Origin of the sequence: Intestinimonas butyriciproducens, from assembly GCF_004154955.1 — a bacterium.
Classification (GTDB): Bacteria; Bacillota; Clostridia; order Oscillospirales; family Oscillospiraceae; genus Intestinimonas; species Intestinimonas butyriciproducens.
In genome coordinates this window covers 2,870,926-2,895,515 of the sequence record NZ_CP011524.1, presented here as the reverse complement: position 1 = coordinate 2,895,515, position 24,590 = coordinate 2,870,926, and the positions used below count along the sequence as shown (strand labels likewise).

General features: G+C 60.8%; 31 protein-coding genes. 27 read left to right on the top strand and 4 right to left on the bottom strand.

The window, feature by feature from the left end; all coding sequences use genetic code 11:
• Nucleotides 1-9 precede the first annotated feature (9 nt).
• From rpsC to SRB521_RS14125, 27 genes are all read left to right on the top strand, one after another.
• Complete coding sequence (gene rpsC, locus SRB521_RS14255) at nt 10-918, top strand: 30S ribosomal protein S3 (RefSeq protein WP_058118498.1); 909 nt, start codon at nt 10-12, stop codon at nt 916-918.
• Nucleotides 918-1,352 carry a 50S ribosomal protein L16 gene (rplP, locus tag SRB521_RS14250; protein WP_033116906.1) on the top strand — a complete coding sequence of 145 codons (435 nt, stop codon included), beginning with the start codon at nt 918-920 and terminating at the stop codon, nt 1,350-1,352. The genes rpsC and rplP overlap by 1 nt, the downstream gene beginning before the upstream one ends.
• 2 nt (nt 1,353-1,354) lie before the next feature.
• On the top strand, nt 1,355-1,552 hold the full coding sequence (gene rpmC / locus SRB521_RS14245) for a 50S ribosomal protein L29 (RefSeq protein WP_075704653.1): 198 nt from the start codon (nt 1,355-1,357) through the stop codon (nt 1,550-1,552).
• 19 nt (nt 1,553-1,571) lie between these two features.
• Nucleotides 1,572-1,832 (top strand): 30S ribosomal protein S17, encoded by a 261-nt coding sequence (rpsQ, locus tag SRB521_RS14240; protein ID WP_033116904.1) that lies wholly within the window; start codon nt 1,572-1,574, stop codon nt 1,830-1,832.
• Nucleotides 1,833-1,844: 12 nt separating this feature from the next.
• Nucleotides 1,845-2,213: a 50S ribosomal protein L14 gene (gene rplN / locus SRB521_RS14235; protein ID WP_033116903.1), complete on the top strand. Its 369-nt coding sequence runs from the start codon at nt 1,845-1,847 to the stop codon at nt 2,211-2,213.
• Between the two features lie 16 nt (nt 2,214-2,229).
• A complete protein-coding gene (rplX, locus tag SRB521_RS14230; protein WP_033116902.1) occupies nt 2,230-2,544 on the top strand; it encodes a 50S ribosomal protein L24 in 315 nt (104 codons plus the stop codon).
• A 20-nt stretch (nt 2,545-2,564) separates the two neighbouring features.
• On the top strand, nt 2,565-3,125 hold the full coding sequence (rplE, locus tag SRB521_RS14225) for a 50S ribosomal protein L5 (protein WP_033116901.1): 561 nt from the start codon (nt 2,565-2,567) through the stop codon (nt 3,123-3,125).
• Between the two features lie 15 nt (nt 3,126-3,140).
• The gene (locus SRB521_RS14220) at nt 3,141-3,326 is read left to right on the top strand and encodes a type Z 30S ribosomal protein S14 (RefSeq protein ID WP_033116900.1); all 186 of its coding nucleotides are present in this window, start codon (nt 3,141-3,143) and stop codon (nt 3,324-3,326) included.
• A gap of 227 nt (nt 3,327-3,553) precedes the next feature.
• Nucleotides 3,554-3,952, top strand: coding sequence for a 30S ribosomal protein S8 (gene rpsH, locus SRB521_RS14215; protein WP_033116899.1), 399 nt, complete (start codon nt 3,554-3,556; stop codon nt 3,950-3,952).
• A 15-nt stretch (nt 3,953-3,967) separates the two neighbouring features.
• Nucleotides 3,968-4,516 carry a 50S ribosomal protein L6 gene (rplF, locus tag SRB521_RS14210; protein ID WP_033116898.1) on the top strand — a complete coding sequence of 183 codons (549 nt, stop codon included), beginning with the start codon at nt 3,968-3,970 and terminating at the stop codon, nt 4,514-4,516.
• A gap of 14 nt (nt 4,517-4,530) precedes the next feature.
• Entirely contained in the window at nt 4,531-4,890 is a 360-nt protein-coding gene (gene rplR, locus SRB521_RS14205; RefSeq protein WP_058118497.1) for a 50S ribosomal protein L18, read from the top strand.
• Between the two features lie 18 nt (nt 4,891-4,908).
• On the top strand, nt 4,909-5,409 hold the full coding sequence (gene rpsE / locus SRB521_RS14200; RefSeq protein ID WP_033116896.1) for a 30S ribosomal protein S5: 501 nt from the start codon (nt 4,909-4,911) through the stop codon (nt 5,407-5,409).
• A gap of 13 nt (nt 5,410-5,422) precedes the next feature.
• Nucleotides 5,423-5,605, top strand: a complete 183-nt coding sequence (gene rpmD, locus SRB521_RS14195) for a 50S ribosomal protein L30 (protein WP_033116895.1) — start codon at nt 5,423-5,425, stop codon at nt 5,603-5,605.
• Nucleotides 5,606-5,618: 13 nt separating this feature from the next.
• On the top strand, nt 5,619-6,059 hold the full coding sequence (gene rplO / locus SRB521_RS14190; protein ID WP_033116894.1) for a 50S ribosomal protein L15: 441 nt from the start codon (nt 5,619-5,621) through the stop codon (nt 6,057-6,059).
• A gap of 1 nt (nt 6,060) precedes the next feature.
• Nucleotides 6,061-7,386, top strand: a complete 1,326-nt coding sequence (gene secY, locus SRB521_RS14185; RefSeq protein WP_075704652.1) for a preprotein translocase subunit SecY — start codon at nt 6,061-6,063, stop codon at nt 7,384-7,386.
• Nucleotides 7,387-7,402: 16 nt separating this feature from the next.
• Nucleotides 7,403-8,044 carry an adenylate kinase gene (locus tag SRB521_RS14180; protein ID WP_033116892.1) on the top strand — a complete coding sequence of 214 codons (642 nt, stop codon included), beginning with the start codon at nt 7,403-7,405 and terminating at the stop codon, nt 8,042-8,044.
• 2 nt (nt 8,045-8,046) lie between these two features.
• The gene (gene map / locus SRB521_RS14175) at nt 8,047-8,805 is read left to right on the top strand and encodes a type I methionyl aminopeptidase (RefSeq protein ID WP_033116891.1); all 759 of its coding nucleotides are present in this window, start codon (nt 8,047-8,049) and stop codon (nt 8,803-8,805) included.
• Nucleotides 8,805-9,119, top strand: coding sequence for a KOW domain-containing RNA-binding protein (locus SRB521_RS14170; RefSeq protein WP_075704651.1), 315 nt, complete (start codon nt 8,805-8,807; stop codon nt 9,117-9,119). Before map ends, SRB521_RS14170 begins: the two co-directional genes overlap by 1 nt.
• Nucleotides 9,101-9,319: a translation initiation factor IF-1 gene (gene infA / locus SRB521_RS14165; RefSeq protein ID WP_033116889.1), complete on the top strand. Its 219-nt coding sequence runs from the start codon at nt 9,101-9,103 to the stop codon at nt 9,317-9,319. The genes SRB521_RS14170 and infA overlap by 19 nt, the downstream gene beginning before the upstream one ends.
• Nucleotides 9,320-9,509: 190 nt before the next feature.
• Nucleotides 9,510-9,623, top strand: a complete 114-nt coding sequence (rpmJ, locus tag SRB521_RS14160) for a 50S ribosomal protein L36 (protein WP_006573428.1) — start codon at nt 9,510-9,512, stop codon at nt 9,621-9,623.
• A gap of 18 nt (nt 9,624-9,641) precedes the next feature.
• Nucleotides 9,642-10,010, top strand: a complete 369-nt coding sequence (rpsM, locus tag SRB521_RS14155; RefSeq protein WP_075704650.1) for a 30S ribosomal protein S13 — start codon at nt 9,642-9,644, stop codon at nt 10,008-10,010.
• Between the two features lie 16 nt (nt 10,011-10,026).
• Entirely contained in the window at nt 10,027-10,428 is a 402-nt protein-coding gene (gene rpsK, locus SRB521_RS14150; RefSeq protein ID WP_058118494.1) for a 30S ribosomal protein S11, read from the top strand.
• Nucleotides 10,429-10,451: 23 nt separating this feature from the next.
• Nucleotides 10,452-11,054, top strand: coding sequence for a 30S ribosomal protein S4 (rpsD, locus tag SRB521_RS14145; RefSeq protein WP_116722355.1), 603 nt, complete (start codon nt 10,452-10,454; stop codon nt 11,052-11,054).
• A 121-nt stretch (nt 11,055-11,175) separates the two neighbouring features.
• A complete protein-coding gene (locus SRB521_RS14140) occupies nt 11,176-12,129 on the top strand; it encodes a DNA-directed RNA polymerase subunit alpha (RefSeq protein WP_033116885.1) in 954 nt (317 codons plus the stop codon).
• Nucleotides 12,130-12,318: 189 nt separating this feature from the next.
• On the top strand, nt 12,319-12,660 hold the full coding sequence (gene rplQ, locus SRB521_RS14135; RefSeq protein WP_033116884.1) for a 50S ribosomal protein L17: 342 nt from the start codon (nt 12,319-12,321) through the stop codon (nt 12,658-12,660).
• 215 nt (nt 12,661-12,875) lie between these two features.
• A complete protein-coding gene (locus tag SRB521_RS14130) occupies nt 12,876-13,142 on the top strand; it encodes a putative Se/S carrier protein (protein WP_075704649.1) in 267 nt (88 codons plus the stop codon).
• A 179-nt stretch (nt 13,143-13,321) separates the two neighbouring features.
• A complete protein-coding gene (locus SRB521_RS14125; protein ID WP_165366650.1) occupies nt 13,322-15,868 on the top strand; it encodes an S-layer homology domain-containing protein in 2,547 nt (848 codons plus the stop codon).
• 304 nt (nt 15,869-16,172) lie between these two features.
• On the opposite strand, the gene SRB521_RS14120 is transcribed toward SRB521_RS14125, so the two are convergent.
• The 4 genes from SRB521_RS14120 to SRB521_RS14105 form a co-directional block, all read right to left on the bottom strand.
• Nucleotides 16,173-17,315: a glycosyltransferase gene (locus SRB521_RS14120; protein WP_116722637.1), complete on the bottom strand. Its 1,143-nt coding sequence runs from the start codon at nt 17,313-17,315 to the stop codon at nt 16,173-16,175.
• A gap of 247 nt (nt 17,316-17,562) precedes the next feature.
• Nucleotides 17,563-20,121 (bottom strand): O-antigen ligase family protein, encoded by a 2,559-nt coding sequence (locus tag SRB521_RS14115; protein ID WP_116722638.1) that lies wholly within the window; start codon nt 20,119-20,121, stop codon nt 17,563-17,565.
• An 18-nt stretch (nt 20,122-20,139) separates the two neighbouring features.
• Nucleotides 20,140-21,522 carry an undecaprenyl-phosphate glucose phosphotransferase gene (locus tag SRB521_RS14110; protein ID WP_075704645.1) on the bottom strand — a complete coding sequence of 461 codons (1,383 nt, stop codon included), beginning with the start codon at nt 21,520-21,522 and terminating at the stop codon, nt 20,140-20,142.
• Between the two features lie 270 nt (nt 21,523-21,792).
• Nucleotides 21,793-24,489, bottom strand: coding sequence for an S-layer homology domain-containing protein (locus SRB521_RS14105; protein WP_165366649.1), 2,697 nt, complete (start codon nt 24,487-24,489; stop codon nt 21,793-21,795).
• Nucleotides 24,490-24,590: the final 101 nt, after the last annotated feature.

Below are 24,590 nucleotides of genomic sequence, written 5' to 3'. Positions count from 1 at the left end.
GCAGAATCTATGGGACAGAAAGTGAATCCCCACGGCCTGCGCGTGGGCGTCATTAAGGATTGGGACTCCCGCTGGTATGCCCGCAACGAGAAGGTGGGCGACCTGCTGGTCGAGGACGACAAGATCCGCAAGTATCTGAAGAAGACCCTCTATTCCGCCGGCATCCCGAAGATCGAGATCGAGCGGGACAGCGCCAAGGTCCGCATCTACCTGCACTGCGCCCGCCCCGGCGTGGTCATCGGCAAGGGCGGCACCGAGATCGAGCGTATCCGCCTGGAGGTGGAGAAGCTCATCGGCAAGAGCGTAGCGCTGAACATCGTCGAGGTCAAGAACCCCGATATGGACGCCCAGCTGGTGGCGGAGAACATCGCCCAGCAGCTGGAGAAGCGTATCGCCTTCCGCCGCGCCATGAAAAACGCCATGGGTCGCGCCATGCGGATGGGCGCTCTGGGCATCAAGGTCCAGGTCTCCGGCCGTCTCAACGGCGCTGAGATCGCCCGCACCGAGCACTACCATGACGGCACCATTCCCCTGCAGACGCTCCGCGCCGATATCGATTACGGCTTTGCCGAGGCCGCTACCACTTACGGCCGCATCGGTGTTAAGTGCTGGATCTACAAGGGCGAGGTCCTTTCCCAGGCCCTGCGGACCACTCCCCGCACCCTAGATACCAAGAACTTCAAGGAGCGTCCCGACCGGCCCCGCCGCCGCGACGGTGACCGGAAGTTCGGCGATCGGAAGCCCGGTTTCGGCGACCGCAAGCCCGGCTTCGGCGGCCAGCGTCCTCAGGGCGGCTACGGCCAGCGCCCCGCCGGTCAGGGCTTCGGTGGCCAGCGTCCCCAGGGCGGCTTCAACAACCGTCCCGCCGCCCCCCGTCCCGCCGCTCCTGCTACTCCTAAGGAAGGAGGCGCCAACTAATGCTGCTGCCTAAGAGAGTCAAATATCGCCGCGTCCACCGCGGCCGCATGAAGGGCAAGGCCACCCGGGGCAATACCGTCACCTACGGTGAGTTCGGCCTGCAGGCCACCGAGCCCGCGTGGATCACCTCCAATCAGATCGAGGCCGCCCGTATCGCCATGACCCGCTATACCAAGCGTGGCGGTAAGGTCTGGATCAAGATCTTCCCCGACAAGCCCATCACCGAGAAGCCGGCCGAGACCCGCATGGGTTCCGGTAAGGGCTCTCCCGAGTACTGGGTGGCCGTGGTCAAGCCCGGCCGCGTCATGTTTGAGATCGCGGGCGTTTCCGAGGAGACCGCCCGTGAGGCCCTGCGTCTCGCCTCCCACAAGCTGCCTGTCAAGTGCAAAATCGTGGCGAAAGAGACCGCCGAGACCGAGAATGGTGGTGAATAATGATGAAGGCAACTGAGGTACGCAAGATGTCCGCCGCAGAGCTGGACGCCAAGCTCCTGGACCTGAAAAAGGACCTGTTCCAGCTGCGCCTGCAGCACGCCACCAATCAGCTCGACAACCCCATCCGCATCGCGGAGGTCAAGAAAGACATTGCCCGAGTCAAGACCATGATCCGTGAGCAGCAGCTCGCAGGCCGATAAGGAATAGGAGGAAATGAAGATGGAGAACAGAACTTCTTCCCGTAAAACCAGAGTCGGCCTGGTTGTCTCGGACAAGATGGATAAGACCGTGGTGGTGGCCATCGCCGACCGTGTGGCCCATCCCCTCTATAAGAAGATTGTAAAGAGGACCTACAAGCTCAAAGCCCATGACGAGCAGAACGCTTGCGGCGTGGGCGACCGCGTGAAGGTCATGGAGACCCGCCCCCTCAGCAAGGACAAGCGGTGGCGCGTGGTCGAAATCATTGAAAAAGCGAAGTAAGGAGGTGCCGGAATGATTCAGCAGGAAAGTTATCTGAAGGTGGCCGACAATACCGGCGCCAAGGAGATCAAGACCATCCGCGTGCTTGGCGGCTCCAAGCGCAAGTACGGCAATATCGGCGATGTGGTCGTGGCCTCCGTCCGTAAGGCTCAGCCCGGCGGCACCGTGAAGAAGGGCGAGGTCGTCAAGGCCGTGATCGTCCGCTCCGCCCGCGGCGTCCGCCGCGCCGACGGCAGCTATGTCCGCTTTGACGACAATGCCGCTGTCCTCATCAAGGACGACAAGAATCCCCGCGGTACCCGTATCTTTGGGCCCGTGGCCCGTGAGCTGCGCGACAAGGATTACATGAAGATCCTGTCCCTGGCTCCCGAAGTGCTGTAAGGGGGTAGGAGAAAACATGAACAAGATGAGCATCAAAAAAGACGACCTGGTGGTCGTCCTCTCCGGCAAGGACAAGGGCAAGCAGGGCAAGGTCCTCTCCGTCCTCCCCAAGGAGAGCAAGGTCATCGTGGAGAAGGTCAACATCGTCTCCCGCCACACCAAACCCCGCAAGCAGGGCGAGGAGGGTGGCATCCTGAAGAAGGAAGCCCCCATCTATGCCTGCAAGGTGCAGAAGGTGTGCCCCAAGTGCAATAAGCCCACCCGCATCGGCCATAAGGTCGAGGGCGGCAAGAAGGTCCGCGTCTGCAAGAAGTGCGGCGCTGAAATCTGAGAGAGGAGGAGTGATTGAATATGGCAGAGGAAAAGAAAGTGCCTAACCTGAAGGCCAAATACCAGCAGGAAGTCGCTCCTGCTCTCATGCAGAAGTTCGGCTACAAGAGCACCATGCAGATTCCCAAGCTGGATAAGATCGTGGTGAACTGCGGCTGCGGCGAAGCCCGCGACAACTCCAAGGTGCTGGAGGCCGTCGTGAGCGATCTCACCACCATCACCGGCCAGAAGGCGATCATTACGAAGGCCAAGAAGTCCGTGGCCAACTTCAAGCTCCGTGAGGGCATGCCCATCGGCGCCAAGGTCACCCTGCGCGGCGACCGGATGTGGGAGTTCCTGGACCGCCTCTTCAATGTGGCCCTGCCCCGCGTCCGCGACTTCCGCGGCATCAATCCCAACGCGTTCGATGGCCGCGGCAACTATGCCCTGGGCCTGAAGGAGCAGCTCATTTTCCCCGAGATCGAGTACGACAAGATCGACAAAATCCGCGGCCTAGACGTGGTGTTCTGCACCACCGCCCAGACCGACGAAGAGGCCAAGGAGTTGCTGACCCTGATCGGCGCTCCCTTTGCCGGGCGCTAAGGAGGAGAAGGAAACATGGCTAAGAAATCTATGATCCTCAAGCAGCAGCGTGAGCCCAAGTTCTCCACCCGGCGTTACAACCGGTGCAAGATCTGCGGCCGCCCCCACGCATATCTGCGTGACTACGGCATCTGCCGTATCTGCTTCCGTGAGCTGGCCTACAAGGGCCAGATTCCCGGCGTCAAGAAGGCGTCCTGGTAAGACGCGTCCCCGTGCAGCTCTCGTCCTTTTTTTCACATGGAAGCCCTTTGGGCTTCCATGTGATGAGGAGGAGCAGGGGAGTCGCCTGCACGCCCGGCCACAGCCGGGGCGGGAAGGCAGAACCTGCTCCGATTATGCCGGCGGTCAACAGGTCGAAGTTACCTAGCTCCGATACCTTCCGCTGCAACAGGCAGATGTCTGTAACTCTTATATAGGAGGTAAGATCCATGCATATCACGGACCCCATTGCGGATATGCTCACCCGCATCCGCAACGCCAACAATGCCAAGCATGACACTGTGGACGTGCCCGCGTCCAACATGAAGAAGTCCATCGCGCAGATCCTGCTGGATGAAGGCTATATCAAAAACTTCCAGCTCATCGACGACGGCACTCAGGGCGTGATCCGTATCACCCTGAAGTATAACCCCGGCAAGGAGAAGGTCATCACCGGCCTTCGCCGTGTCTCCAAGCCCGGCCTGCGCGTCTACGCGGGCGCTGACGAGCTCCCCAAGGTGCTCCGCGGCTTGGGTATCGCGATCGTGTCCACGTCCAAGGGCGTCATGACCGACAAGGCTGCCCGTGCCCAGCATGTCGGCGGTGAAGTCCTGGCCTTCGTGTGGTAAGGGAGGGAGAGAGAAATGTCTAGAATCGGAAGAATGCCTATCTCTGTCCCCGCCGGCGTGGAGATCACCATCGGCGCAGACAACCTGGTTACTGTGAAGGGCCCCAAGGGCACCCTCACCCAGCAGCTCAGCCCCGCCATGACCATCGCACAGGAGGGTGCCGAGCTCCATGTGACCCGTCCCAACGACGCCAAGGAGAACCGTGCGCTCCACGGCCTGACCCGCAGCCTTCTCCACAACATGGTGGTAGGCGTGACCGACGGCTTCAAAAAGGAGCTGGATGTCAACGGCGTGGGCTATCGTGTGGCCAAAGAGGGCAAGAAGCTTGTCATGAACCTGGGCTTCTCCCATCAGGTCACCATGGAGGAGCCGGAGGGTATCGCCATCGACGTGCCCAACCCCAACAAGATCATCATCTCCGGCGCCAGCAAGCAGCAGGTGGGCCAGTTCGCCGCCGAGGTCAGAGAGAAACGTCCGCCTGAGCCGTATAAGGGCAAGGGCATCAAATACACTGACGAGGTCATCCGCCGCAAGGAAGGCAAGACCGGCGTCAAGAAGAAATAAGGAGGTGTGCCAAAATGATCAACAGACCCAATACCAACGCTCAGCGGCTTAAGCGCCACAAGAGAGTGCGCGGGAAAATCTCCGGCACGCCCGAGAGACCCCGCCTGAATGTGTTCCGCAGCGAGACCAACATTTACGCTCAGGTCATCGACGACGTCAGCGGCAAGACCTTGGTCTCCGCTTCCTCCCTGGAGAAGGACTTTGCCTGCGAGGGCACCAAGTCCGACGCCGCCAAGAAGGTGGGCCAGATGGTGGCCGAGCGCGCCAAGGCCGCCGGCATCACTACTGTGGTCTTTGACCGCGGCGGCTATGTCTATCACGGCCGGGTCCAGGCTCTGGCCGAGGGCGCCCGCGAGGGCGGCCTGGAATTTTAAGGGGAGGAGAGAACGAACATGGCTAGATTTGAAAGAGAACCCAGCGAGTTCACCGAGAAGCTCGTTTCTCTGAACCGCGTCAGCAAGACCGTCAAGGGCGGCCGTATCTTCAAGTTTGCCGCCCTCATGGTGGTCGGCGACGAGAAGGGGCGCGTGGGCTTCGGCCTGGGTAAGGCCGCCGAGGTGCCCGAGGCGATCCGCAAGGGCATTGAAGACGCCAAGAAAAACATGATCAATGTGACGCTGTCCGGGACCACCATCCCCCACGAGGTGATCGGTGAGTTCGGCGCCGGCCGCGTGTTGCTCAAGCCCGCCGCCCCCGGTACCGGCGTGATTGCTGGCGGCCCCGTCCGCGCCGTGCTGGAGACTGCCGGCATCAAGGACATCCGTACCAAGTGCCTGCGCTCCAACAACCCCCAGAACGTGGTGGCCGCCACCATGCAGGGCCTCAAGTCCCTGCGCGGCCCTGAGGAGGTTGCCCGCATCCGCGGTAAGAGCGTGGAAGAGATCGTAGGTTAAGGAGGGCTAGGAAATGGCTAAGCTGAACATCAAGCTGGTCAAGAGCCTGAACGGCCGGATTGCCAAACACAAGGCGACGGCAGAGGCTCTGGGTCTGCGCAAGATCGGCGACACCACCGTGCAGCCCGACAACGAGGCTACCCGCGGCAAGATCGCCCATATCGGTTACCTGCTCCAGGTCACCGAGGAACAGTGAGGAGGTGCGCGAAATGAATCTGCATGAACTCTCCCCCGCGCCCGGCTCCGTGAAGAGCGCCTACCGTAAGGGCCGCGGCGCCGGCTCCGGCAACGGCAAGACCGCCGGCAAGGGTCACAAGGGCCAGAAGGCCCGCTCCGGCGGCGGCGTCCGCGTGGGCTTTGAGGGCGGCCAGATGCCTCTGGTCCGCCGTATCCCCAAGCGCGGCTTCAACAACATCTTTGCCAAGCCCCTGGAGATCGTCAATGTCTCCGCTCTGAATAAATTTGAGGACGGCGCCACCGTCAATGTTTGCGATCTGCTGGAGAAGGGTATCCTCTCTAAGTGCGAGTACGGTGTAAAGATCCTCGGCAACGGCAGCCTCGAGAAGAAGCTGATCGTCCGGGCCAACGCCTTCTCCGCCTCCGCTAAGGAGAAGATCGTTGCGGCAGGTGGAAAGTACGAGGTGGTCTGACGTGATCCAGACCATCAAAAATGCCTGGAAGATCCCTGAGCTGCGCAAAAAGATCATGTTTACAGTCTTTGCGCTCCTCATCTTCCGGCTGGGCTCCGCAGTGCCTGTACCCTTCGTGAACACGACACTGCTGGGCAACTACCTCAACAATATGAGCGGCACCATCTTTGGGCTGATGAACGCCATGAGCGGCGGCGCTTTCGCCACCGCCACGGTGTTCGCCCTGGGTGTGCAGCCCTATATCAACAGTTCGATCATCATCCAGCTCCTCACTGTCGCCATCCCTGCCCTGGAGCGGCTCCAGAAGGAGGGCGGCGAGGAGGGCCGGAAGAAGATCGCCGCCATCACCCGTTATACCACGGTGGCCATCGCCCTTTTGCAGGGCTTCGGCTACTACACCCTCATCAAGGCCAACGGCCTGCTCAATCTGGGCGGTATGAACGGCGTCTGGGCCGGCATCGTCATCGTGGTGTCCTTTACTGCCGGCTCTGCCTTCATCATGTGGCTGGGTGAGCAGATCACCGAGTTCGGTATCGGTAACGGCATCTCCATCATCCTGTTCGCCGGCATCGTGTCCCGGGTGCCCTCCATGGTGCAGACCCTCTGGCTGGGCGTCACCAACAACATCAGTGGCATCTCCGGCGACAACGTGTTCTCTCTGCCCTGGTGGGGCGCGGTCCTCATCGTGGTGGGTATGCTGGCTATCGTGGTCTTCATCGTCTTCATCTCCAACGCCGAACGGCGCCTGCCCGTGCAGTACGCCAAACGGGTGGTGGGTCGGAAGATGTACGGCGGCCAGTCCAGCCACATCCCCATGAAGGTGAATATGTCCGGCGTCATGCCCATCATCTTCGCCCAGTCCATCGCCTCTCTGCCGGCTACCATCGGCGCGTTCGCGGGGTGGGACACCACCACCGAGGGCTTTGGCGGCGGCCTGATGCGGGTGTTCGATACTGCGGGGCTCCTTTACTCCGTAATCTATTTCCTGCTGATTCTGGGCTTTAGCTACTTTTACTCCACCATGCAGTTCAACCCCATCGAGGTGGCCAACAATCTGAAGAAGAACGGCGGCTTCATCCCCGGCTTCCGCCCCGGCAAGCCTACCGCCGACTTCATTCACAAGGTGCTCAATAAGATCACCCTGTTCGGCGCGCTCTATCTGTCCGTCATCGCCATTGCCCCCATCATCACCCAGAACCTGACTGGGGCGCGGAACCTGGCCATCGGCGGTACGTCCATCATCATCGTTGTCAGCGTGGCGCTGGAGACGATGAAGGCGCTGGAAGCCCAGATGCTGATGCGGCATTACAAAGGCTTCCTGGAATAAGGGGAGGGTTCAGGCTATGAAGATGATCCTGTTAGGGCCACCGGGCGCCGGCAAAGGCACCCAGGCCGAGGTCCTCTCCCGTGAGCTGAACATCCCTACCATTTCCACCGGTAATATCCTCCGTGCCGCCGTCAAGGCCGGTACGCCCATCGGCCTGCAGGCCAAGTCCTATATGGATGCCGGCAAGCTGGTTCCCGACGAGGTCATCATCGGCATCATTCAGGAGAGGCTGGCCGAGCCCGACTGCACCGGCGGCTATATCCTGGACGGTGTGCCCCGTACCATCGCCCAGGCCGAAGCCCTGGAGGCACATGGGATCGAGTTTGACCATGTGATCTCTCTTGAAATCGCGGACGAGGCCATCGTGAAGCGGATGGACGGTCGCCGGGTATGCACCCACTGCGGCACGCCTTTCCACGTGGAGTCCAAGCCTCCCAGGGCGGAGGGGATCTGTGACCTGTGCGGCGGCGAACTCACCGAGCGCGATGACGACAGACCCGAGACGGTCCGGGCCCGGCTGGTGGTCTACCACGAGGAGACTGAGCCCCTGAAGCACTTCTACGAGAAACGCGGCAAGCTCGACACCGTGCCCGGCGATCTGGGCACCATTGAAGATACCACGAGGGCCATCAAGCAGGTCCTGGAGGCATCCCATTGAACATGATTTCCATCAAGTCCGACCGAGAGATCGAACTGATGCGCCGGGCCGGGGCCCTTACGTCCCAGGCCCGCGCGCTGGCCGGCTCTATGGTCAAGCCAGGCGTCTCCACCCTGGAAATCGACCACGCGGTGCGGGATTTCATCCGCTCTCACGGGGCCGAGCCTTCTTTCCTCAACTACAGCGGCTATCCCGGGTCCGCCTGCATCTCCATCAATGAGGTGGTGATCCACGGCATCCCGGACCACCGGAAGCTGCTGGAGGGGGATATCGTCAGTGTGGATGTGGGCGCCTACCTGGACGGCTTCCACGGCGATTGCTGCGGCACCTTTGCCTGCGGCACGATCAGCCCTGAGGCCAGACGGCTCATCGACGTGACCCGGCAGAGCTTTTTTGAGGGGATCAGGATGGCCAGACCCGGCAACCGGGTCTCCGACATCTCCCACGCGGTCCAGCAGTATGTGGAGCAGAACGGGTACTCCGTGGTCCGCAACTTTGTGGGCCATGGCGTGGGCGCCAAGCTCCATGAGCCCCCGGAGGTCCCCAATTTCGGCCCCGCCGGACACGGTGCCCGGCTCTTGCCCGGGATGGTCCTGGCGGTGGAGCCCATGGTGAACGCCGGAGGCTGGGAGGTCCGGGTCCTGAAGGACGGCTGGACCACCGTCACTGTGGACGGCTCCCTCGCCGCCCACTATGAGAACACCATACTCATTACCGAGGGGGAGCCGGAGCTGCTGACTCCCCTGGGCGGGGACGTGTAATGCCGGACTGCTGCAGTGCCGGCTGGATCGTCCGCTCCGCCGTGGGGCGCGACAGGGGGAAGCTCCTGTGCGTGCTGGGCGAGGAGGGGGAGTTCCTCCTGCTGGCGGACGGCAAGCGGCGAAAGGCGGCCTCACCCAAGCGCAAAAAGCGCGGCCACGTGGACATAGTGTGCCGAGGGAACTTTGGGCATCCGGTGCTCCGGAAGCTGAAGGACGGAACACCGGTGTCCGACAGGGAACTCAGGAGGGTGCTCGCCGCCTTCCGTGACGAGTCAGACCAAGGAGGGAATCACGCTTGGCAAAAAGCGATATGATCGAGCTGGAGGGGATCGTCACCGAATCCCTGCCCAACACCACCTTCCATGTGGATATCGGGAATGGGCATATCATTCTGGCCCATATCTCGGGAAAGCTCCGCATGAACTTTATCCGAATCCTGCCCGGCGACAAGGTAACGGTGCAGATGTCACCCTACGACCTGACCCGGGGCCGGATCACCTGGAGAAGCAAGTAAGCCCGGCCTCCGGGCCCGAATGGAAGCACAGCAAAGCGGTGTCCGTTTGGAGAGGAGGCACAGGGAAGCGGAACGAGCGCCCACAGAGGGCGCAGGGAAGCGGACCTTGCGACGACGACAACGACCGGCGGCCGCGCCAGGGCTTTGCCCACGGCCGTCGGGGCCATCAAGGCATTCAAGGAGGTTTATCATGAAAGTAAGACCGTCCGTGAAGCCCATGTGCGAGAAGTGCAAGATCATCAAGCGCAAGGGCAAAGTCATGGTTATTTGCGAAAACCCCAAGCATAAGCAGAGACAAGGTTAAAGGAGGCGCTGAAGAAATATGGCACGTATTGCCGGCATTGACCTGCCGAAGGATAAGAGAGTGGAGATCGGTCTCACTTACATCTTCGGCATTGGGCGCACCAGCGCCAACAAGATCCTGAAGGAGGCCGGGATCAATCCCGACACCCGCGTGAAGGATCTCACCGAGGAAGACGAGGCGAAGCTGCGCGAGGTGATCGCCAACGGATACACCGTGGAGGGCGACCTCCGCCGCGATGTGGCGATGGACATCAAGCGTTTGACCGAGATCGGCTGCTACCGCGGGATGCGTCACCGCAAGGGCCTGCCCGTCCGCGGTCAGCGCAGCAAGACCAACGCCCGTACCCGCAAGGGTCCGAAGCGCACGGTCGCCAACAAGAAGAAGTAAGGGAGGGATATGAACAATGGCTACTGCTGCTAAGGGCAAGAAAGTGGTGCGTAAGCGCCGCGAGCGTAAGAATATCGAGAAGGGCCAGGTGCATATCCGCTCCTCCTTCAACAACACCATGGTCACTGTGACCGATATGGGCGGCAACGCCCTGAGCTGGGCCTCCTCCGGCGGCCTGGGCTTCCGCGGTTCCCGTAAATCCACTCCCTTCGCCGCTCAGACCGCCGCCGAGACGGCTGCAAAGGCCGCCATGGAGCACGGGCTGAAGACCGTGGAGGTGTACGTCAAGGGCCCCGGCGCCGGTCGTGAGGCCGCCATCCGCGCCCTGCAGGCCGTGGGCCTGGAAGTCACCCTCATCAAGGACGTGACCCCCGTTCCCCACAACGGCTGCCGTCCGCCCAAGCGCCGCCGCGTCTGATTTAGAGGAGGGAAGAAAACAATATGGCTAAGAATATGCAACCTGTGGCCAAGCGCTGCGCGGCGCTGGACATCTCCCCCGCGGCCATGGGATACAGCAAAAAGACCACCAACCGCAACCCCAAGGCCAATGTGCGGAAGAAGAAGTCCGAGTACGCCATGCAGCTCAACGAGAAGCAGAAGGTCAAATTTGTCTACGGCATCATGGAGAAGCAGTTCCGTATGTACTACGAGAAGGCCTCCAAGACCCAGGGCAAGACCGGCGAGAACCTGCTGATCTTGGTGGAGCGCCGTCTGGACAATGTGGTGTACCGTCTGGGCCTCGCCATGACCCGTCGTGAGGCCCGCCAGCTGGTGAACCACGGCCACTTCACCGTGAACGGCAAGCGCGTGAACATCCCCTCTTACTTGGTGAGCGCGGGCGATGTGATCGAGGTGGCGGAGAAGAGCCGCTCCTCCGTCAAGTTCAAGCGCCTGACCGGAGAGGACGCCGTGGTGGTCATGGTGCCCCAGTGGCTGGAGCGGGAGAAGAATTCCCTCAAGGGTACTGTGACAAGGATGCCCTTCCGGGAAGACATCGACCTGCCCGTTGAGGAGCACCTGATCGTCGAGCTGTATTCCAAGTAATTTATTTGATACCCTCGACTGTGGGGACCGCGGGGGTGATCCCCCGCGGTCCCCGATGAACCTAATGACGATACGGCGGAGCCAACCCATCCGCCGCCGCAACAAGGAGGGTAACTGATTCATGGTAGAAATCGAAAAGCCGCGCATCGAATGCGTGGAAAACCCTGGCGACGGCTCCTATGGCAAATACGTGGTGGAGCCGCTGGAGCGCGGCTATGGCACTACGCTGGGAAACTCCCTGCGCCGGATCCTGCTCTCTTCTCTGCCCGGTACGGCTGTGACCTCCATCAAGATCGCAGGCGTACAGCATGAGTTCTCCACCATCCCCGGCGTCAAGGAAGACGTGACTGAGATCGTCCTCAACGTGAAGGGCATCATCGCCAAGCTTCACTCCGAGGGCGTGAAGACCGTCTACATTGAGATGAACGGCGAGTGCGAGGTCACTGCCGGCGATATCAAGGCTGACGGCGAGGTGGAGATCCTGAATCCCGACCACCACATCGCCACCCTGGGCCCCGATGCCTCCCTCAACATGGAGCTGACGCTGTCCCACGGCCGGGGCTATGTCCCTGCCGACCGGAACAAGCCGGCCCAGACGGTCATCGGTCTGATCCCGGTGGACTCCATCTACACTCCGGTCAAGAAGGTCAACTATACCGTTGAGAACACCCGTGTGGGTGATCTCACCGACTATGACAAGCTGACCCTGGAGGTGTGGACCAACGGCACCATCGACGCCCGGGATGCAGTTTCTCTGGGCGCCCGCATCCTGGTGGACCACTTTATGCTCTTCACCGATCTCTCCGAGACCATGGGCAACAAGTCCACGGTGGTGGAGAAGGCGGAGGCGCAGCGGGACAAGGTGCTGGAGCTGACCATCGAGGAGCTGGACCTCTCCGTCCGCTCCTTCAACTGCCTCAAGCGCGCCAACATCAACACGGTGGAGGACCTGATCTCCAAGACCGAGGATGAGATGATGAAGGTGCGCAACCTGGGACGCAAATCCCTGGAAGAGGTCATCAACAAGCTGGCTATGATGGGCCTGAGCCTGGCCAGCGACGACAGCAGCAACTAGGTCCCTGCGGCCTGCGATCAAACCGAGAGAAAGGCAGTCCGGGGGCATGTAACGTCCCCTCCCGGATACGGGCCCGCCATGACCGCGGGCCTGCTGCCGCACTGCGGCGTCTTTCCGAGGGCCGGGGGGTCCTCAGGACGAATTTACAAGGGCTTTCGCCGCGCGAAATGCCAATAGGAGTTGACTCACATGTCCGGATACCGTAAACTGGGTAAGCGTTCCGACCAGCGCAAGGCCATGCTCCGCGCTATGGTGACCTATCTGCTGGAGAACGGCCAGATCAAGACCACCTATGCCCGCGCCAAAGAGGTGGCCCCCGTGTGCGAAAAGATGATCACCCTGGCCAAACACAACAACCTGGCCTCTTATCGTCAGGCGCTGAGCTTCATCACTAAGGAAGATGTGGCCAAGAAGCTGTTTGATGAGATCGGCCCCAAGTACGCCACCCGTGACGGCGGCTATACCCGCGTCGTAAAGATCGGGCCCCGCCGCGGCGACGCCGCCGAGATGGCAATCGTTCAGTTGGTGTAATCCCTGCTTCAAGGGCGAAGAGAGCCTCTTGCGGCCCCCCCGGTGCCCGGGAGTCCGCAAGAGGCTCTTCCTTGTTTCAGAGGAAAAAGAATTGGACTTTTGAGAGGGAAGCGGCGGCGAAGCCCAGACGCAGGCGGCGTGTCCTGCCGCCTGAAGACACGCTTGACCAGCGTTTGACACAGCGCCCACGGAGCGGGAGGAGGACATATTTTATTATGCTGTATCTGATGACGTTTTCCTCCCATTTCGACGCTATTTTTGCGAATCGGACGCTGAAAAGCGCCGGTCTGGACGTCCGCCTCATGCCGGTGCCGAGGGCGGTGTCGGCCTCCTGCGGCACCTGTGTGTGCTTCCCGATGAAGGAGGGGGCGCGCCCTCCGGAGGCGCTGTGGCGGCATCTGGTGTGGGAGCGGCTGTACAGCCAGTGTGACGGAGCGTGGACGGAGCTGGTCAGGGGCCCCAGCAGGGGCGGGCCATGCTGAGCGGCGGCCCCGAAGCCATGCTCCCCCATGGGTTGGGAGAGTATGGCCGCTAGATTACGCTTATATTACAAATCCGGTTTTTCACTTGACGGAAAGGCGTTTGGATTGTATAGTATCGTCGTACCCTAGGGAAGAGGATGTCTCCTCCTCCCGGGAAAATAATGAAGGAGGAATTCCACATGAGAAACCTCAAGCGGGCTCTTAGCCTGGCAATGGCTTCCATCATGGTCCTGGGCATGATGGTTGTCGGCGCCGGCGCTGTGAGCTACGACGACTTTTCCGATAAGGACAAGATCGTCAACGACGACGCCGTTTCCATGCTCGTTGAGCTGAATGTCATCAACGGCAAGGACGACGGCAGCTTTGATCCCGAGGGGATCGTGACCCGTGCCGAGATGGCCAAGATGATCTGCGTCGTCCTCAACGGCGGCAAGGATCCCAGCCTGGGCAACGTGTCCAACTACACCTACACCGACACGGTGGGCCACTGGGCTGCTGCGTACATTGAGTACTGCACCACCCTGGGCATCGTGGCCGGCGACGGCACCGGCAAGTTCAACCCCTCCAACACCGTGACCGGTGCTGAGGCGGCCAAGATGCTGCTGGTGGCTCTGGGCTTCAAGTCCGAGATCGAAGGCTTCACCGGCGCGAACTGGGCCGTGAACGTCAACGTGCGCGCCAACCAGAAGGGCCTGTTCGACGAGCTGAGCATCAACCCCTCCGAGGGTCTGACCCGCGACAACGCCGCTCAGATGGTGTGGAACGCCCTGGATGCCGGCGTGGTCTCCTATGACTACACCCTGATCACCGACGGCTCCTCCATCACCTCCAGCCCCACCCTCATCGACAACGAGAGCAAGACCCTGCTGACCGACAAGTTTAAGGTCGCCAAGCTGGAGGGTGTGATCGTTGCCAACGAGAATGCCACCTCTACCGGCACCGCCGTGGAGAAGGAGGATGTCACTGTTCTCCTGCTGACCTCCGACGATGCCGACAGCAAGCAGGACGAGGGCGATACCATCACCCTGAAGACTGCCACCGCCGCCAACCTGCTGGGCAAGTCCGTCACCATGTTCGCCAAGGACTGGAAGAACGGCGCTTATCAGACCGTGCTGGGCAACCCCGTTGTCTCCTCTGACAACATGATCGCCACCATCAGCGAGTCCTCCGACGCCGACGACGTGAAGGACGCCCTGAAGGACGCCGGCATCAAGGAAGTGAGCAAGGCCGTTCTGGTGCAGAACTTCATCCGCGCCACTGACAAGGACGACAAGGAGCTCACCATCTCCGGCATGGCCGACGTGGCCAAGCTGACCGGCAACGGCATTGAGGTCACCGTCATCAGCAACGACAACGACAACAAGGCCGATTTCGTCATCGTGACCAAGATGATCGCCGGCAAGGTCTCCGCCTACAACGCCAAGGGCAACGACGGCGACGGCTACATCACCGTTTCTGCGCTGACCGATATTGCCAAGGCCGACCAGATCGCCGGCGCTGAGTTCGCTGACGTGAAGGGCTCTGAGGACCTGGCGAAGGACGACATCGTGCTCTACTACCGCGTGGGCGACACCTTCTATGCTGAGAAGGCCGACTCCGTCAACGTGACCGTCACCTCCACCAAGGGCAGTGACACCATCAAGGACGGAAAGAACACCTATAAGGCCTCCGCTCTGTCCAGCAAGTACGACGATGACAACAACACCGTGCTGACCACTGCTGTAGAGCCTGACGACGAGGTCACCCTGTATCTGGACAACTTCGGCTACGTGGTGTACACCGACGCCGTGACCGCCGCTGATGAGTATATGTTCATCACCGGTTCCGACGCCTCCGTGAAGCCCGGCTTTGAGAGCCTGACCATCAAGGGCGTGCTCTCCGACGGCACCGAGGTCACCGCTTCCGTCAACAAGCTCGACAGCAAGAAGCTCTCCTCTGCTTTCGACGGCAAGACTGAGTCTGCTGCCGAGGCCATGGTCAACAACAAGATCGTGACCTACACCAAGACCGGTGAGAAGTACAATATCACTGTGAAGGACGATACCAAAATCACTCAGATTCAGAAGAATAAGGCCAACCTGGGCGGCGCTACCGCCAACAGCAAGACCATCTTCGTGATCGGCGACAAGAACGACAACTACAAGGTCTACACCGGCATCTCCAACGTGCCCAATGTGACTAACAAGGATGCGAAGCTGTACTGCTATGCCAAGTCCGGCGTTGCCAAGTTCGTGGTTGCTCTGAGTGCCACCACCTCCGACGGCGATACCAACGGCATCTACATCCTGGGCAAGACCGCTTCCGCTAAGAAGGACGGCGACGACACCATCTATGTGGTTGAGGCCTATGTGAACGACGAGTACGTGGCTGAGCTGGAGCTGGACGGCTACACCAAGGGCGAGACCATCACCCGCGGCTACTACAAGGATGTGAGCACCAGCGGCGGCAACACCGTTGACTTTAGTAAGCTTGATCCCAAGAAGGTTGACGCCGGTAGCGCCGTGACCGATTTCGGCGACGGCATCATCAACAACGGCAAGGGTGCTCTGACCTACGATAAGGACACCACCGTCATCATCGTGGACGGCACCAAGCACATTGAGGGCGGCGACATCGATGAGATCGTCTATGTCAAGGGCGACACCAACGCCAGCTCCAAGGTGGTCCTGGTCGAGGGTACCGGCAGTGACGAGGGTCACGCCGACTATGTGTTCATCATCCGCTAAGGATCAGACACACCGCAATCACTAAAAAACAAGTGTTTTTCGTCCCCCATCCAGTACTGGATGGGGGACGTTTTTTGCTGTGCGAAGACACAGCAAAAAGGCCATCGTACCGCCTGCGGCGAGTACGGCCATGGGATCACAAGCGCATGGGCTGGGACTGCCCATATGCGCAAAAGCTTCCGGTGACGTCCGTTTCACCCGCCATCCTAGTGTGTCCCGGGCACAGGAAGCTTTATACCTGGAAGAGCGGCAAAAAAAAGAGAGAGGCCGACTTGCGCTGACCTCTCTGTATTCTTTTGCCCGGCTACGTGCGGACGGAGCCGCTGGGCTCCTGTGTCCCGGCGGGGACGATGAGGCCGTAGGCCTCCAGCACCTGAGGCAGTACCGCCTCCAGGCGGAGGCGTTCCGCGGCTCCGGCGGCGGCGAGGCCCAGGCGCATGGCCTCGCCGGGGGAATCCATCAGGAGCGTGACCGCCTTCTGGAAAGCGGCACGGTCGTCGTAGGGATATAAAAGACCGCAGCCGTCACCCAACAGATCCCGGTGGCCTTTTACATCGCTGGCCACCACCGGCAGACCGGCGTGCATGGCCTCCATGATATTGAAGGGAAGCCCCTCGCTGCGGCTGGAGGACACGGCGCAGTCCGCCGCCCGGTAACAGAGGGAGGGATCCCCGAGCTGACCGGGAAAGCGCACCCGCTCCGCCAACCCCAGCTCCTCCGCCAGAGCCTGGCAGGCCCCGCGCTCCGCACCCTCTCCAGGGAGCAGGAGCATGGCCCGCTCCGGCAGGCCGCGGAGGGCCTGGATGAGAAAAGCCTGATGCTTCCGCCGGGAGAATTCCGCGGCGTAGACCATCAAAAAGGCGGTGTCGGGGATACCAAGTTCCCGGCGGTATGTCCGCCCATCCGTCTCGCTGACCGCGTCCAGCCGCCCATAGGGGACCCCCATGCCCGGGATAAAGCCAATCTCGCCGCCCAAGCGGTAGCGCCGGGCCAGCGCCTCGTCGGCGCGGTTCATGACCAGCACCAGATCTGTGCAGGGGGCGGTGAGCCGTTCGGCGGCCAGAAGGATTTGCCGCTTGGGGGCGGTCGTGTCGTCGTCGAAGAGATAGCCGTGGACCGTATTGATGACGCGGGGGCGGTCCTTCCGCCCCAGAAGGGGCAGCCGGGTGAAAAAGGCCGCCAGGGAGGTATGGGTGATGACCAGATCATAGGCCTCACACTTCATCAATTCCCCCAGGCGGCGGGCGCACCCCAGGTTTTCCGGCGCGGTCATCCGCTTTGCAAAGGGGACGTCCACCACGCGGTCGGCTTCGGGAAGCGCCATGGCCGTTCCGCCGCAGGCCACATGCACGGTCCATCCCGCCTCCCGGAAGGCGCGCAGATAGGGCAGGTGAAAATTGGCGATATGGGAGTATGTAGAGGCGGTATAGAGCAGCTTGCCGGGCATGGGTGCACCTCCTGACGGCTTTGTTTCAAATAAGGGAAGCTGTGCCCAGCCTCCGATAAAAGAAGTAACCCCACTTTTCAAGTTATTTGATTATAGTATATCTTTTTTTCAGATGCAAGAGCGCAGGCCCTGTTTGGTCATAGGAAATATGACCAAACAGGGCCTGCGTCTGCGCTTCATTCGACCGAAAATACCGCTGCTTTCCCGGTAAAAACGTGCGGGAAAGCAGCGATATTCCGAATTTCCGTTATGTCAGGCCCAGCAGCGCCGCGGCGTCGGCCCCGGTAGCCCCGGTAGCCTTCACCGCTTGGATACGCTCCAGGAAAGCCAGATTGTCACCGGTCAGGGTGACAGGCTCCATCCTGTCGGCATTGTAGTCGTGCATCATCTGCTCGGTCTGGAGGACCTGATCGGCGAACCACTGGATGTCGTCCAGGACCCCCTCGGGGTCGCTGCGAAGGGCCTCTTCATAGAGGGAGAATTCCTCCTGCCATGTCCTGGACACGGAGGCTTTTTGAGGGATGCCCTCCCGGGAGGCGGTGAAGAGCTCCTCATACCGCCCCTGGGGCAGATAGACGTACCGTTCCAGGCTGAAGTTGATGGAGTGGACCCGCAGCTTGCGGCAGTCCTGGGCATAGCTTGCAGCGGTCTGGGCGAATTCCTCCACGGGAGAGCTGGCGGCGTTGACGGCCATATCCAGCTTGTATTGGGCCCAGCCGTAGCGGTCGCGGCGGGCCAGATTGGTCATGCTGTAGGCGTCCTGAATCCGGGTGCCGGCCTGGATCTCGGCGTAAGCCCGCTCCGCAGCGAGATTTCCGTAGAGCAGCCAGGCGAACACGGCGGAAAAGAGACACAAGAGGGCCGAAGAGGCCAGCGCGGCGGTTTTGGAGGTCAGTCTGGTCACAGGGCGGCCGAAGCAGACGGCGATCATGGACAGGACCAGCAGGGCCATGGTCTGATACTGTCCCAGGGACCACACCGCCTCCGCGGCGGCATGGAGCGCCGCCATGGCCAGGCAGGCACAGAGCGCCGGAAGCAGTGCGTCTTCCTCCCCCTCCCGCCGCCGCTTCCAGAGGGTGACGGCGGCGGAGCCCAGAATGGCCAGAAAAGCCAGCAGGCCCGGAATGCCCATCTCGGCCAGGACCTGGATATAGTGGTTGTGGACGTATTTGCTCTCATAGTAAAAGCTCTGTACGCTGGTGACCAACCCCTCCACACTGCCGAGCCCGTTTCCGATGACGGGGCTCTGGGCATAGATGCGCAGGCCGTCCCGGAAGAACTCCGTGCGCTGGATGGCGTTCTGATTGGCCCACAGGCCCTGGAGGCGGTTGGCGGCAAAGCCGGGCAGCAGGCGATAGCCCAGCTTGACGGAGGGGCCGCCCGAGAGGGACAGCCGCTCCAGCGCCGCACCGTCCTGGGCGGAGAGATCGAGGTAGACCACGGTGGAATCCTCCGGCACGGTGAAAGCCGCGCCGTCCAGCGGCCCTCTGTAGAGGACCGTGCTGGTGTGCATGATGGTTTCGGTCTTGTTCTGGCTCTCCACTGTGAGCTGGACCCCGCCGCTCCAGTCGCCCTCCAGCGTGTAGTCCCCGGGGGCGGGATACACCGAGCGGCGGAGGGTCTCTCCGGGGGAGAGGGCGTAGCCCCCGGTGACGTTGAAGGCCAGCACCGCGTAGACACACAGCAGCCCGGCCAGCCCGGCCACCACCAGACCGGCGGTCCGGCCATGGGCGGAGAGACGCTGGGAGAGGGGCAGGCCCACGAATTCGTGGAGCGCCCACAGGAGCACGCCGCCCAGCAGCGCCGCGCAGACCGGCAGCGCCGCCATGGCTCCGGTCTTTCCCAGACCGGCAAAGGAGAGAAAGGCCATCAGGAGGGCCACGGCGGCTGTCTCCACCATCAGGAGGAAGAGCGAGAAGCGGAGCCCCTTCCGTTCAGCCAGAAGATAGAAGAGCACCGCGACCGCAAACATGCCGATGGCGCCCATGCTGAAGGCCAGCAGGAAGCTGAGGGAGTTGACGAAAAGGAGCATACAGCCGCCCAGACGGGCCCGGCGGGAGCCCGCCGTGCGGACCAGATAGAGGGCGAGAAAAACGCCCAGCGCCAGGAAGCCGGCCAGAACATTGGCGTTGCCGAAGATGCCGGTGACGCGGATACCGGACTCGTAGCCCGTGCTGAGGCTGGCATAATAGCATCCCAGGGCCCCGTCCATCACCCGGATAAAGGCGGAGGAGAGCAGCTTGAGAGAGGAGCCGTCGATGCTGATGAGGCCGAAGACGGCGCTGACGGCGGAGGCCATGGCGGCCAGATACCGCGCCTCGCCCCGGCGTGCCCGGAGCAGCACCACACAGAACACACAGAAGGCGCAGAGGATCTTACCGAACTCCCCGGCGGCAAAGCTGCCGAACCGGGAATAGAGCCCGGCCGCGCTGTTGAGGAGGAGGTAGGCGAACACCGCCAGCACAGGGATCGAAAGACGGTGGCGCAGGCTCCATTGGGGCATTCTGCCGAAGACGCAGGCAATGAGGACCAGAGACATCCCCACCGCGGCGGCCCGGTCGTTCCCTCCGGCCTGGAGGGCGATCACCAGAAAGAGCAACACCCCCAGAATGGCATAGCGCAAAGGGGCGCTCCAGCCGATACGGAGAGGCGGCTCAGGGTCTGCGGGAGGGCGCCCGGGCGCGGGGGACGGCCTGACCGGTGCGGTCCGGGCCTCCCCACCGTCGGGGGCGGCGGCTTCCGTACCCGGCGCCGCAGGGGAAACATCCGGTCTCTTCCGGGACGCCTTGGTCTGTTTTTTTGACATGGTTCTACGCTCCTTGTATCAGTTCAGCTTTTCGCTGTTGATGAGCCCTTTGAAGAGGGTCATGAACAGAATCTTGATATCAAAAAAGAGGGTCCAATGCTCGATATAGTAGATGTCGCACTCGATCCGGCCGCGGATCGAGGTGTCGCCCCGGAATCCGTTGACCTGTGCCCAGCCGGTGATGCCCGGGCGGACCTGGTGCTTGACCATATAGAGCGGGATCTCCTCCTTAAATTGTTCCACGTAAAAGGGGACTTCGGGCCGCGGCCCCACCAAGCTCATATCGCCTTTGAGCACATTGAAGAGCTGGGGCAGCTCATCGATGGAGCACTTGCGGATCAAGGCGCCGAATTTGGTCTTGCGGTCGTCGCGGTCCCGGCTCCAGCCCGTGTCCTGGCCGCTGTTCAACCGCATGGATCGGAATTTGTACATGGAAAAGGGCTTTTTATCCCGCCCGATCCGCTCCTGGCGGAAGATGACGGGGCCGGGAGAGGAGAGCTTGACCCCGATGGCCGCGAAGAGCATCACCGGGGAGGTGAGAACGATGAGAAGCAGGGAGCCCACCAGGTCCATGCACCGCTTGAGAAAGGCGTTGCCCCAGTTGTCCAGGGGGATACGCCGGATATTCATGAGAGGGAGGCCGTCCAGGTCGTCGAACTGAGGGTTGGAGGGCATATATTCGGCGTAGAACGGGATCATGGAGAGCTTGACGCCCGCCTTTTCACAGGCGGAGATGATGGCCGGGGTCTGGCTGAATTCTTCCGCGGGGATGGCGGACACCACCTCGTCCGGACGGTACCGCTCCAGGACACGGTCCAGATCGGCGTACCCGCCCAGCCGGTCCAGGCCCTTCCAGCCGGTCCGGTCGGAGACATAGCCCATCGGATGGTAACCCAGCTCCTTGTCGGCGCGGATCTTATCCAGATAGCGCCGGGCCATGGGGCCCGCCCCCACGATGAGCACATGCTTGAGGTTGTAGCCCTTCTGGCGGTAATGCCGCAGGAGATAGCGCAGAAAAAAGCGCTTGGTTCCCAGGAGCGCGGTGTTCAGCAGGAAGAAAAAGATCAGCGTCCAGCGGGAGAAGTGGACCTCCTTGAACATGAAGAGAAAGGTCTGCAAAAGGGCCATATCCAGCACATTGGCGGTGCAGAGCCGGCCCAGCTCCTGATAGAGCCTTTTTTTGCGGAAGGATTCATAAAGGCTGAAGGAGGCATATGTGAAGAGATGGATGGGGACCAAGGCGAGGCCCAGATAGACATAGTGGGAAAAGGGGACGGAGATTTCGCCGCCGGGCAGCAGAAAAAAGCGTACCCAGAAGGCCAGAAGGAGGGTGAAAAAAACCGACACCCCATCTGTGATCACATTGAACTGATTCAGCAGCCGCTGATTTTCCTTGATCATGGCTTTCTCCCACATTCACCTGTATTCTACAGTATTTTATCCCGAATGGCCCGTTATGTCAATGAAAGTACACAGCTTCCCGCGATTGTGGGAACGCAGAGAAGAGGACCTTTTTAAAATACAAAAAAATTTCATTTTATATTCATATTTTGTTCACTAAATAATTCTACACTAAGTAAATATTTTGTGCCCAACTACAAAACCGCTCCCCATCCAATTCTTTGGATGGGGAGCGGAAAACAAACGTTTTTAATCAGGGGCTACAGGTACTCAGCGGATGATGAACACGTAGTCAGCGTGTTCATCATCGTCGTCAGGCACGATAACCACCACATCGCTGTCAGAGGGTGCGCCGTCCACGCAGATGACCTCGTCGATGTCGCCGGGGGCCATCTCCTTGGTGCCGTCCACAACGATCACCACGGTGTCTTTGTCGTAGGTCAGAGCGGTCTTATGGTTCTGACTGGAGATGATGCCGTCGCCGCAGTCGGTCACGTAGCTGCCGAAATCATACCAATCGTCCTTGCTGTAATCGGCTCCGTTCTTCTTCGCGTTCAGAAGATCGTGCCAGTCCACCACATTGCTGCCGCTGGTGGTCACACCGCCGTAGTAGCCGCGCGACACCTCGCCGTCGACCTTGTCGTAGCCCTCCAACTCCAACTCGGCCACATATTTGCCGTTCACATAGGCCTGGGTCACATAGATGGTGTCGTCGCTGCTGTTCTTCTTGGCAGAGGGGGTCTTGCCCAGGATATAGATGCCCTCGGTATCACCATCGGAGGTCTTGGCCTTGGTCACAGCCACGAACTTGGCCACCGTTTCCTTGTCCTTGACATAGGCGACCTTCACACCATTGGTTCCAACGCTGTCCACGTCGGGCACGTTGGAGATGCCGGTGTATGCCTTGTAGTTGTCGTTGTGGTCGCCGATTACAAAGATGGTCTTGCTGTTGGCGGAGTAGTTACCGGACAGCTTGGCGTTGCCCTTCTTCACCTGCTCAATCGCAACGGTCTTCTTCAGCTTAATGTTGTAGCTGGAACCGCTCTTGGTATAGGTTGCGATCTGATGGAGCACTTCCTTCTCAAGGTCGAGATCGCTGTAGTCTTTATTCTCCTTCTTGGCATCTTTCTTGGCATCTTCCTTGGCATCTTCCTTGGCATCTTCCTTGGCATTTTCCACATAGGTGGAGAGCTTCTTGCCGTCGATCTTGTTGACGGAGGCGGTGACCTCGGTGCCGTCGTTCAGCACGGCTTTGATGGTCAGGGTCTCGAAATTCGTCTTTACGCTGGCATCCGCACCGGTGATGAACATGTAGTCGTCACTGCTCTCGGAGCCGTCCGTATAGATGACGTAGCCGAAGTTGTCCAGATACAGGGTGACCTCGTCATCGATCTCCACCACGTCGGTCAGGTTCGCGTTCTTCTTGATGCTGCTGTCGTCGTCGAACTTCCAGGACAGGGCGGACTGCTCATAGGTGTCGGAGCCGTCCTTAATGGTGTCGCCGCCCTTGGTGGAGGTAACGGTCACGCTGACGGATTCGGCCTTCTCAATATAATAGGTGTCGTCCACGCGGTAGTAGAGCACGATGTCGTCCTTCGCCACGTCCTTGACGCCCACCACGTCGTCAAACTCCTCGCCAGAGATTCGATCATCGCTGTCATCAAGGTTGGTGAACGGGGTGACGGTAATATAGCCGTCGCCGTCGTTGCCGTTGGCGTTATAGGCGGAGACCTTGCCGGCGATCATCTTGGTCACGATGACGAAATCGGCCTCGTTGTCGTCATCGTTGCTGATGACGGTGACCTCAATGCCGTTGCCGGTCAGCTTGGACACAGCCTCCATGCCGGAGACGGTGCGGTCCACGTCCTTGCCGTCGACCTTATCGCTGTTGCGGACATAGTTTTCCACCAGGACGGCGTCCTTCACCGTCTTGATGCCGGCGGCCTTCAGGGCGTCGTTCACGTCGTCGGAGTCGGAATCCTCGGTGATGGTGGCGATCAGGTTGTCGGAGGAGAGGACAGGATTGCCCAGCACGGTGTCATAGGACCCGTTCTTCCAGTCCTTGGCAAACATAGTGACGGACTTGCCCAGCAGGTTGGCGGCGGTGGTGGTCTTCAGGGTGATCTTAGCGCCCTCGTCCTTGCCGCTGGTGGCGTCGTCAGAGGTCAGCAGCAGGATGGTGTTGCCCTCTTTTTCAGGAGCGGTGCTGGTGGAGGTGGCGTACTCGTTGGAGATGATCACGCCCTCCAGCTTGGCGACCTTGAACTTGTCCTCCAACAGGGTCTTGTCGTCCTTGTCGTCCTTGAGGGTGGGGCTGGAGGTGATGGAGGAGCCGTCGGTGATCAGGGTGTAGTCATAGGAGACCACGCCGGCATCCAGGGCGTTCCACACCATCTGAGCGGCGTTGTCGCGGGACAGACCCTCGGAGGGGTTGATGCTCAGCTCGTCGAACAGGCCCTTCTGGTTGGCGCGCACGTTGACGTTCACGGCCCAGTTCGCGCCGGTGAAGCCTTCGATCTCGGACTTGAAGCCCAGAGCCACCAGCAGCATCTTGGCCGCCTCAGCACCGGTCACGGTGTTGGAGGGGTTGAACTTGCCGGTGCCGTCGCCGGCCACGATGCCCAGGGTGGTGCAGTACTCAATGTACGCAGCAGCCCAGTGGCCCACCGTGTCGGTGTAGGTGTAGTTGGACACGTTGCCCAGGCTGGGATCCTTGCCGCCGTTGAGGACGACGCAGATCATCTTGGCCATCTCGGCACGGGTCACGATCCCCTCGGGATCAAAGCTGCCGTCGTCCTTGCCGTTGATGACATTCAGCTCAACGAGCATGGAGACGGCCTCGTCGTTGACGATCTTGTCCTTGTCGGAAAAGTCGTCGTAGCTCACAGCGCCGGCGCCGACGACCATCATGCCCAGGACCATGATGGAAGCCATTGCCAGGCTAAGAGCCCGCTTGAGGTTTCTCATGTGGAATTCCTCCTTCATTATTTTCCCGGGAGGAGGAGACATCTTGCCGCATACGGGGGAAAGGCCGCTCCGCACAAGCCTTTGCGAGGAGGCGGGTAGCC

Coding starts and splice junctions, on each gene's coding strand:
- rpsC (WP_058118498.1), top strand. CDS start 10: ATGGGACAGAAAGTGAATCCCCACGGCCTGCGCGTGGGCGTCATTAAG.
- rplP (WP_033116906.1), top strand. CDS start 918: ATGCTGCTGCCTAAGAGAGTCAAATATCGCCGCGTCCACCGCGGCCGC.
- rpmC (WP_075704653.1), top strand. CDS start 1,355: ATGAAGGCAACTGAGGTACGCAAGATGTCCGCCGCAGAGCTGGACGCC.
- rpsQ (WP_033116904.1), top strand. CDS start 1,572: ATGGAGAACAGAACTTCTTCCCGTAAAACCAGAGTCGGCCTGGTTGTC.
- rplN (WP_033116903.1), top strand. CDS start 1,845: ATGATTCAGCAGGAAAGTTATCTGAAGGTGGCCGACAATACCGGCGCC.
- rplX (WP_033116902.1), top strand. CDS start 2,230: ATGAACAAGATGAGCATCAAAAAAGACGACCTGGTGGTCGTCCTCTCC.
- rplE (WP_033116901.1), top strand. CDS start 2,565: ATGGCAGAGGAAAAGAAAGTGCCTAACCTGAAGGCCAAATACCAGCAG.
- SRB521_RS14220 (WP_033116900.1), top strand. CDS start 3,141: ATGGCTAAGAAATCTATGATCCTCAAGCAGCAGCGTGAGCCCAAGTTC.
- rpsH (WP_033116899.1), top strand. CDS start 3,554: ATGCATATCACGGACCCCATTGCGGATATGCTCACCCGCATCCGCAAC.
- rplF (WP_033116898.1), top strand. CDS start 3,968: ATGTCTAGAATCGGAAGAATGCCTATCTCTGTCCCCGCCGGCGTGGAG.
- rplR (WP_058118497.1), top strand. CDS start 4,531: ATGATCAACAGACCCAATACCAACGCTCAGCGGCTTAAGCGCCACAAG.
- rpsE (WP_033116896.1), top strand. CDS start 4,909: ATGGCTAGATTTGAAAGAGAACCCAGCGAGTTCACCGAGAAGCTCGTT.
- rpmD (WP_033116895.1), top strand. CDS start 5,423: ATGGCTAAGCTGAACATCAAGCTGGTCAAGAGCCTGAACGGCCGGATT.
- rplO (WP_033116894.1), top strand. CDS start 5,619: ATGAATCTGCATGAACTCTCCCCCGCGCCCGGCTCCGTGAAGAGCGCC.
- SRB521_RS14180 (WP_033116892.1), top strand. CDS start 7,403: ATGAAGATGATCCTGTTAGGGCCACCGGGCGCCGGCAAAGGCACCCAG.
- map (WP_033116891.1), top strand. CDS start 8,047: ATGATTTCCATCAAGTCCGACCGAGAGATCGAACTGATGCGCCGGGCC.
- SRB521_RS14170 (WP_075704651.1), top strand. CDS start 8,805: ATGCCGGACTGCTGCAGTGCCGGCTGGATCGTCCGCTCCGCCGTGGGG.
- rpmJ (WP_006573428.1), top strand. CDS start 9,510: ATGAAAGTAAGACCGTCCGTGAAGCCCATGTGCGAGAAGTGCAAGATC.
- rpsM (WP_075704650.1), top strand. CDS start 9,642: ATGGCACGTATTGCCGGCATTGACCTGCCGAAGGATAAGAGAGTGGAG.
- rpsK (WP_058118494.1), top strand. CDS start 10,027: ATGGCTACTGCTGCTAAGGGCAAGAAAGTGGTGCGTAAGCGCCGCGAG.
- rpsD (WP_116722355.1), top strand. CDS start 10,452: ATGGCTAAGAATATGCAACCTGTGGCCAAGCGCTGCGCGGCGCTGGAC.
- SRB521_RS14140 (WP_033116885.1), top strand. CDS start 11,176: ATGGTAGAAATCGAAAAGCCGCGCATCGAATGCGTGGAAAACCCTGGC.
- rplQ (WP_033116884.1), top strand. CDS start 12,319: ATGTCCGGATACCGTAAACTGGGTAAGCGTTCCGACCAGCGCAAGGCC.
- SRB521_RS14130 (WP_075704649.1), top strand. CDS start 12,876: ATGCTGTATCTGATGACGTTTTCCTCCCATTTCGACGCTATTTTTGCG.
- SRB521_RS14125 (WP_165366650.1), top strand. CDS start 13,322: ATGAGAAACCTCAAGCGGGCTCTTAGCCTGGCAATGGCTTCCATCATG.
- SRB521_RS14120 (WP_116722637.1), bottom strand. CDS start 17,315: ATGCCCGGCAAGCTGCTCTATACCGCCTCTACATACTCCCATATCGCC.
- SRB521_RS14115 (WP_116722638.1), bottom strand. CDS start 20,121: ATGTCAAAAAAACAGACCAAGGCGTCCCGGAAGAGACCGGATGTTTCC.
- SRB521_RS14110 (WP_075704645.1), bottom strand. CDS start 21,522: ATGATCAAGGAAAATCAGCGGCTGCTGAATCAGTTCAATGTGATCACA.
- SRB521_RS14105 (WP_165366649.1), bottom strand. CDS start 24,489: ATGAGAAACCTCAAGCGGGCTCTTAGCCTGGCAATGGCTTCCATCATG.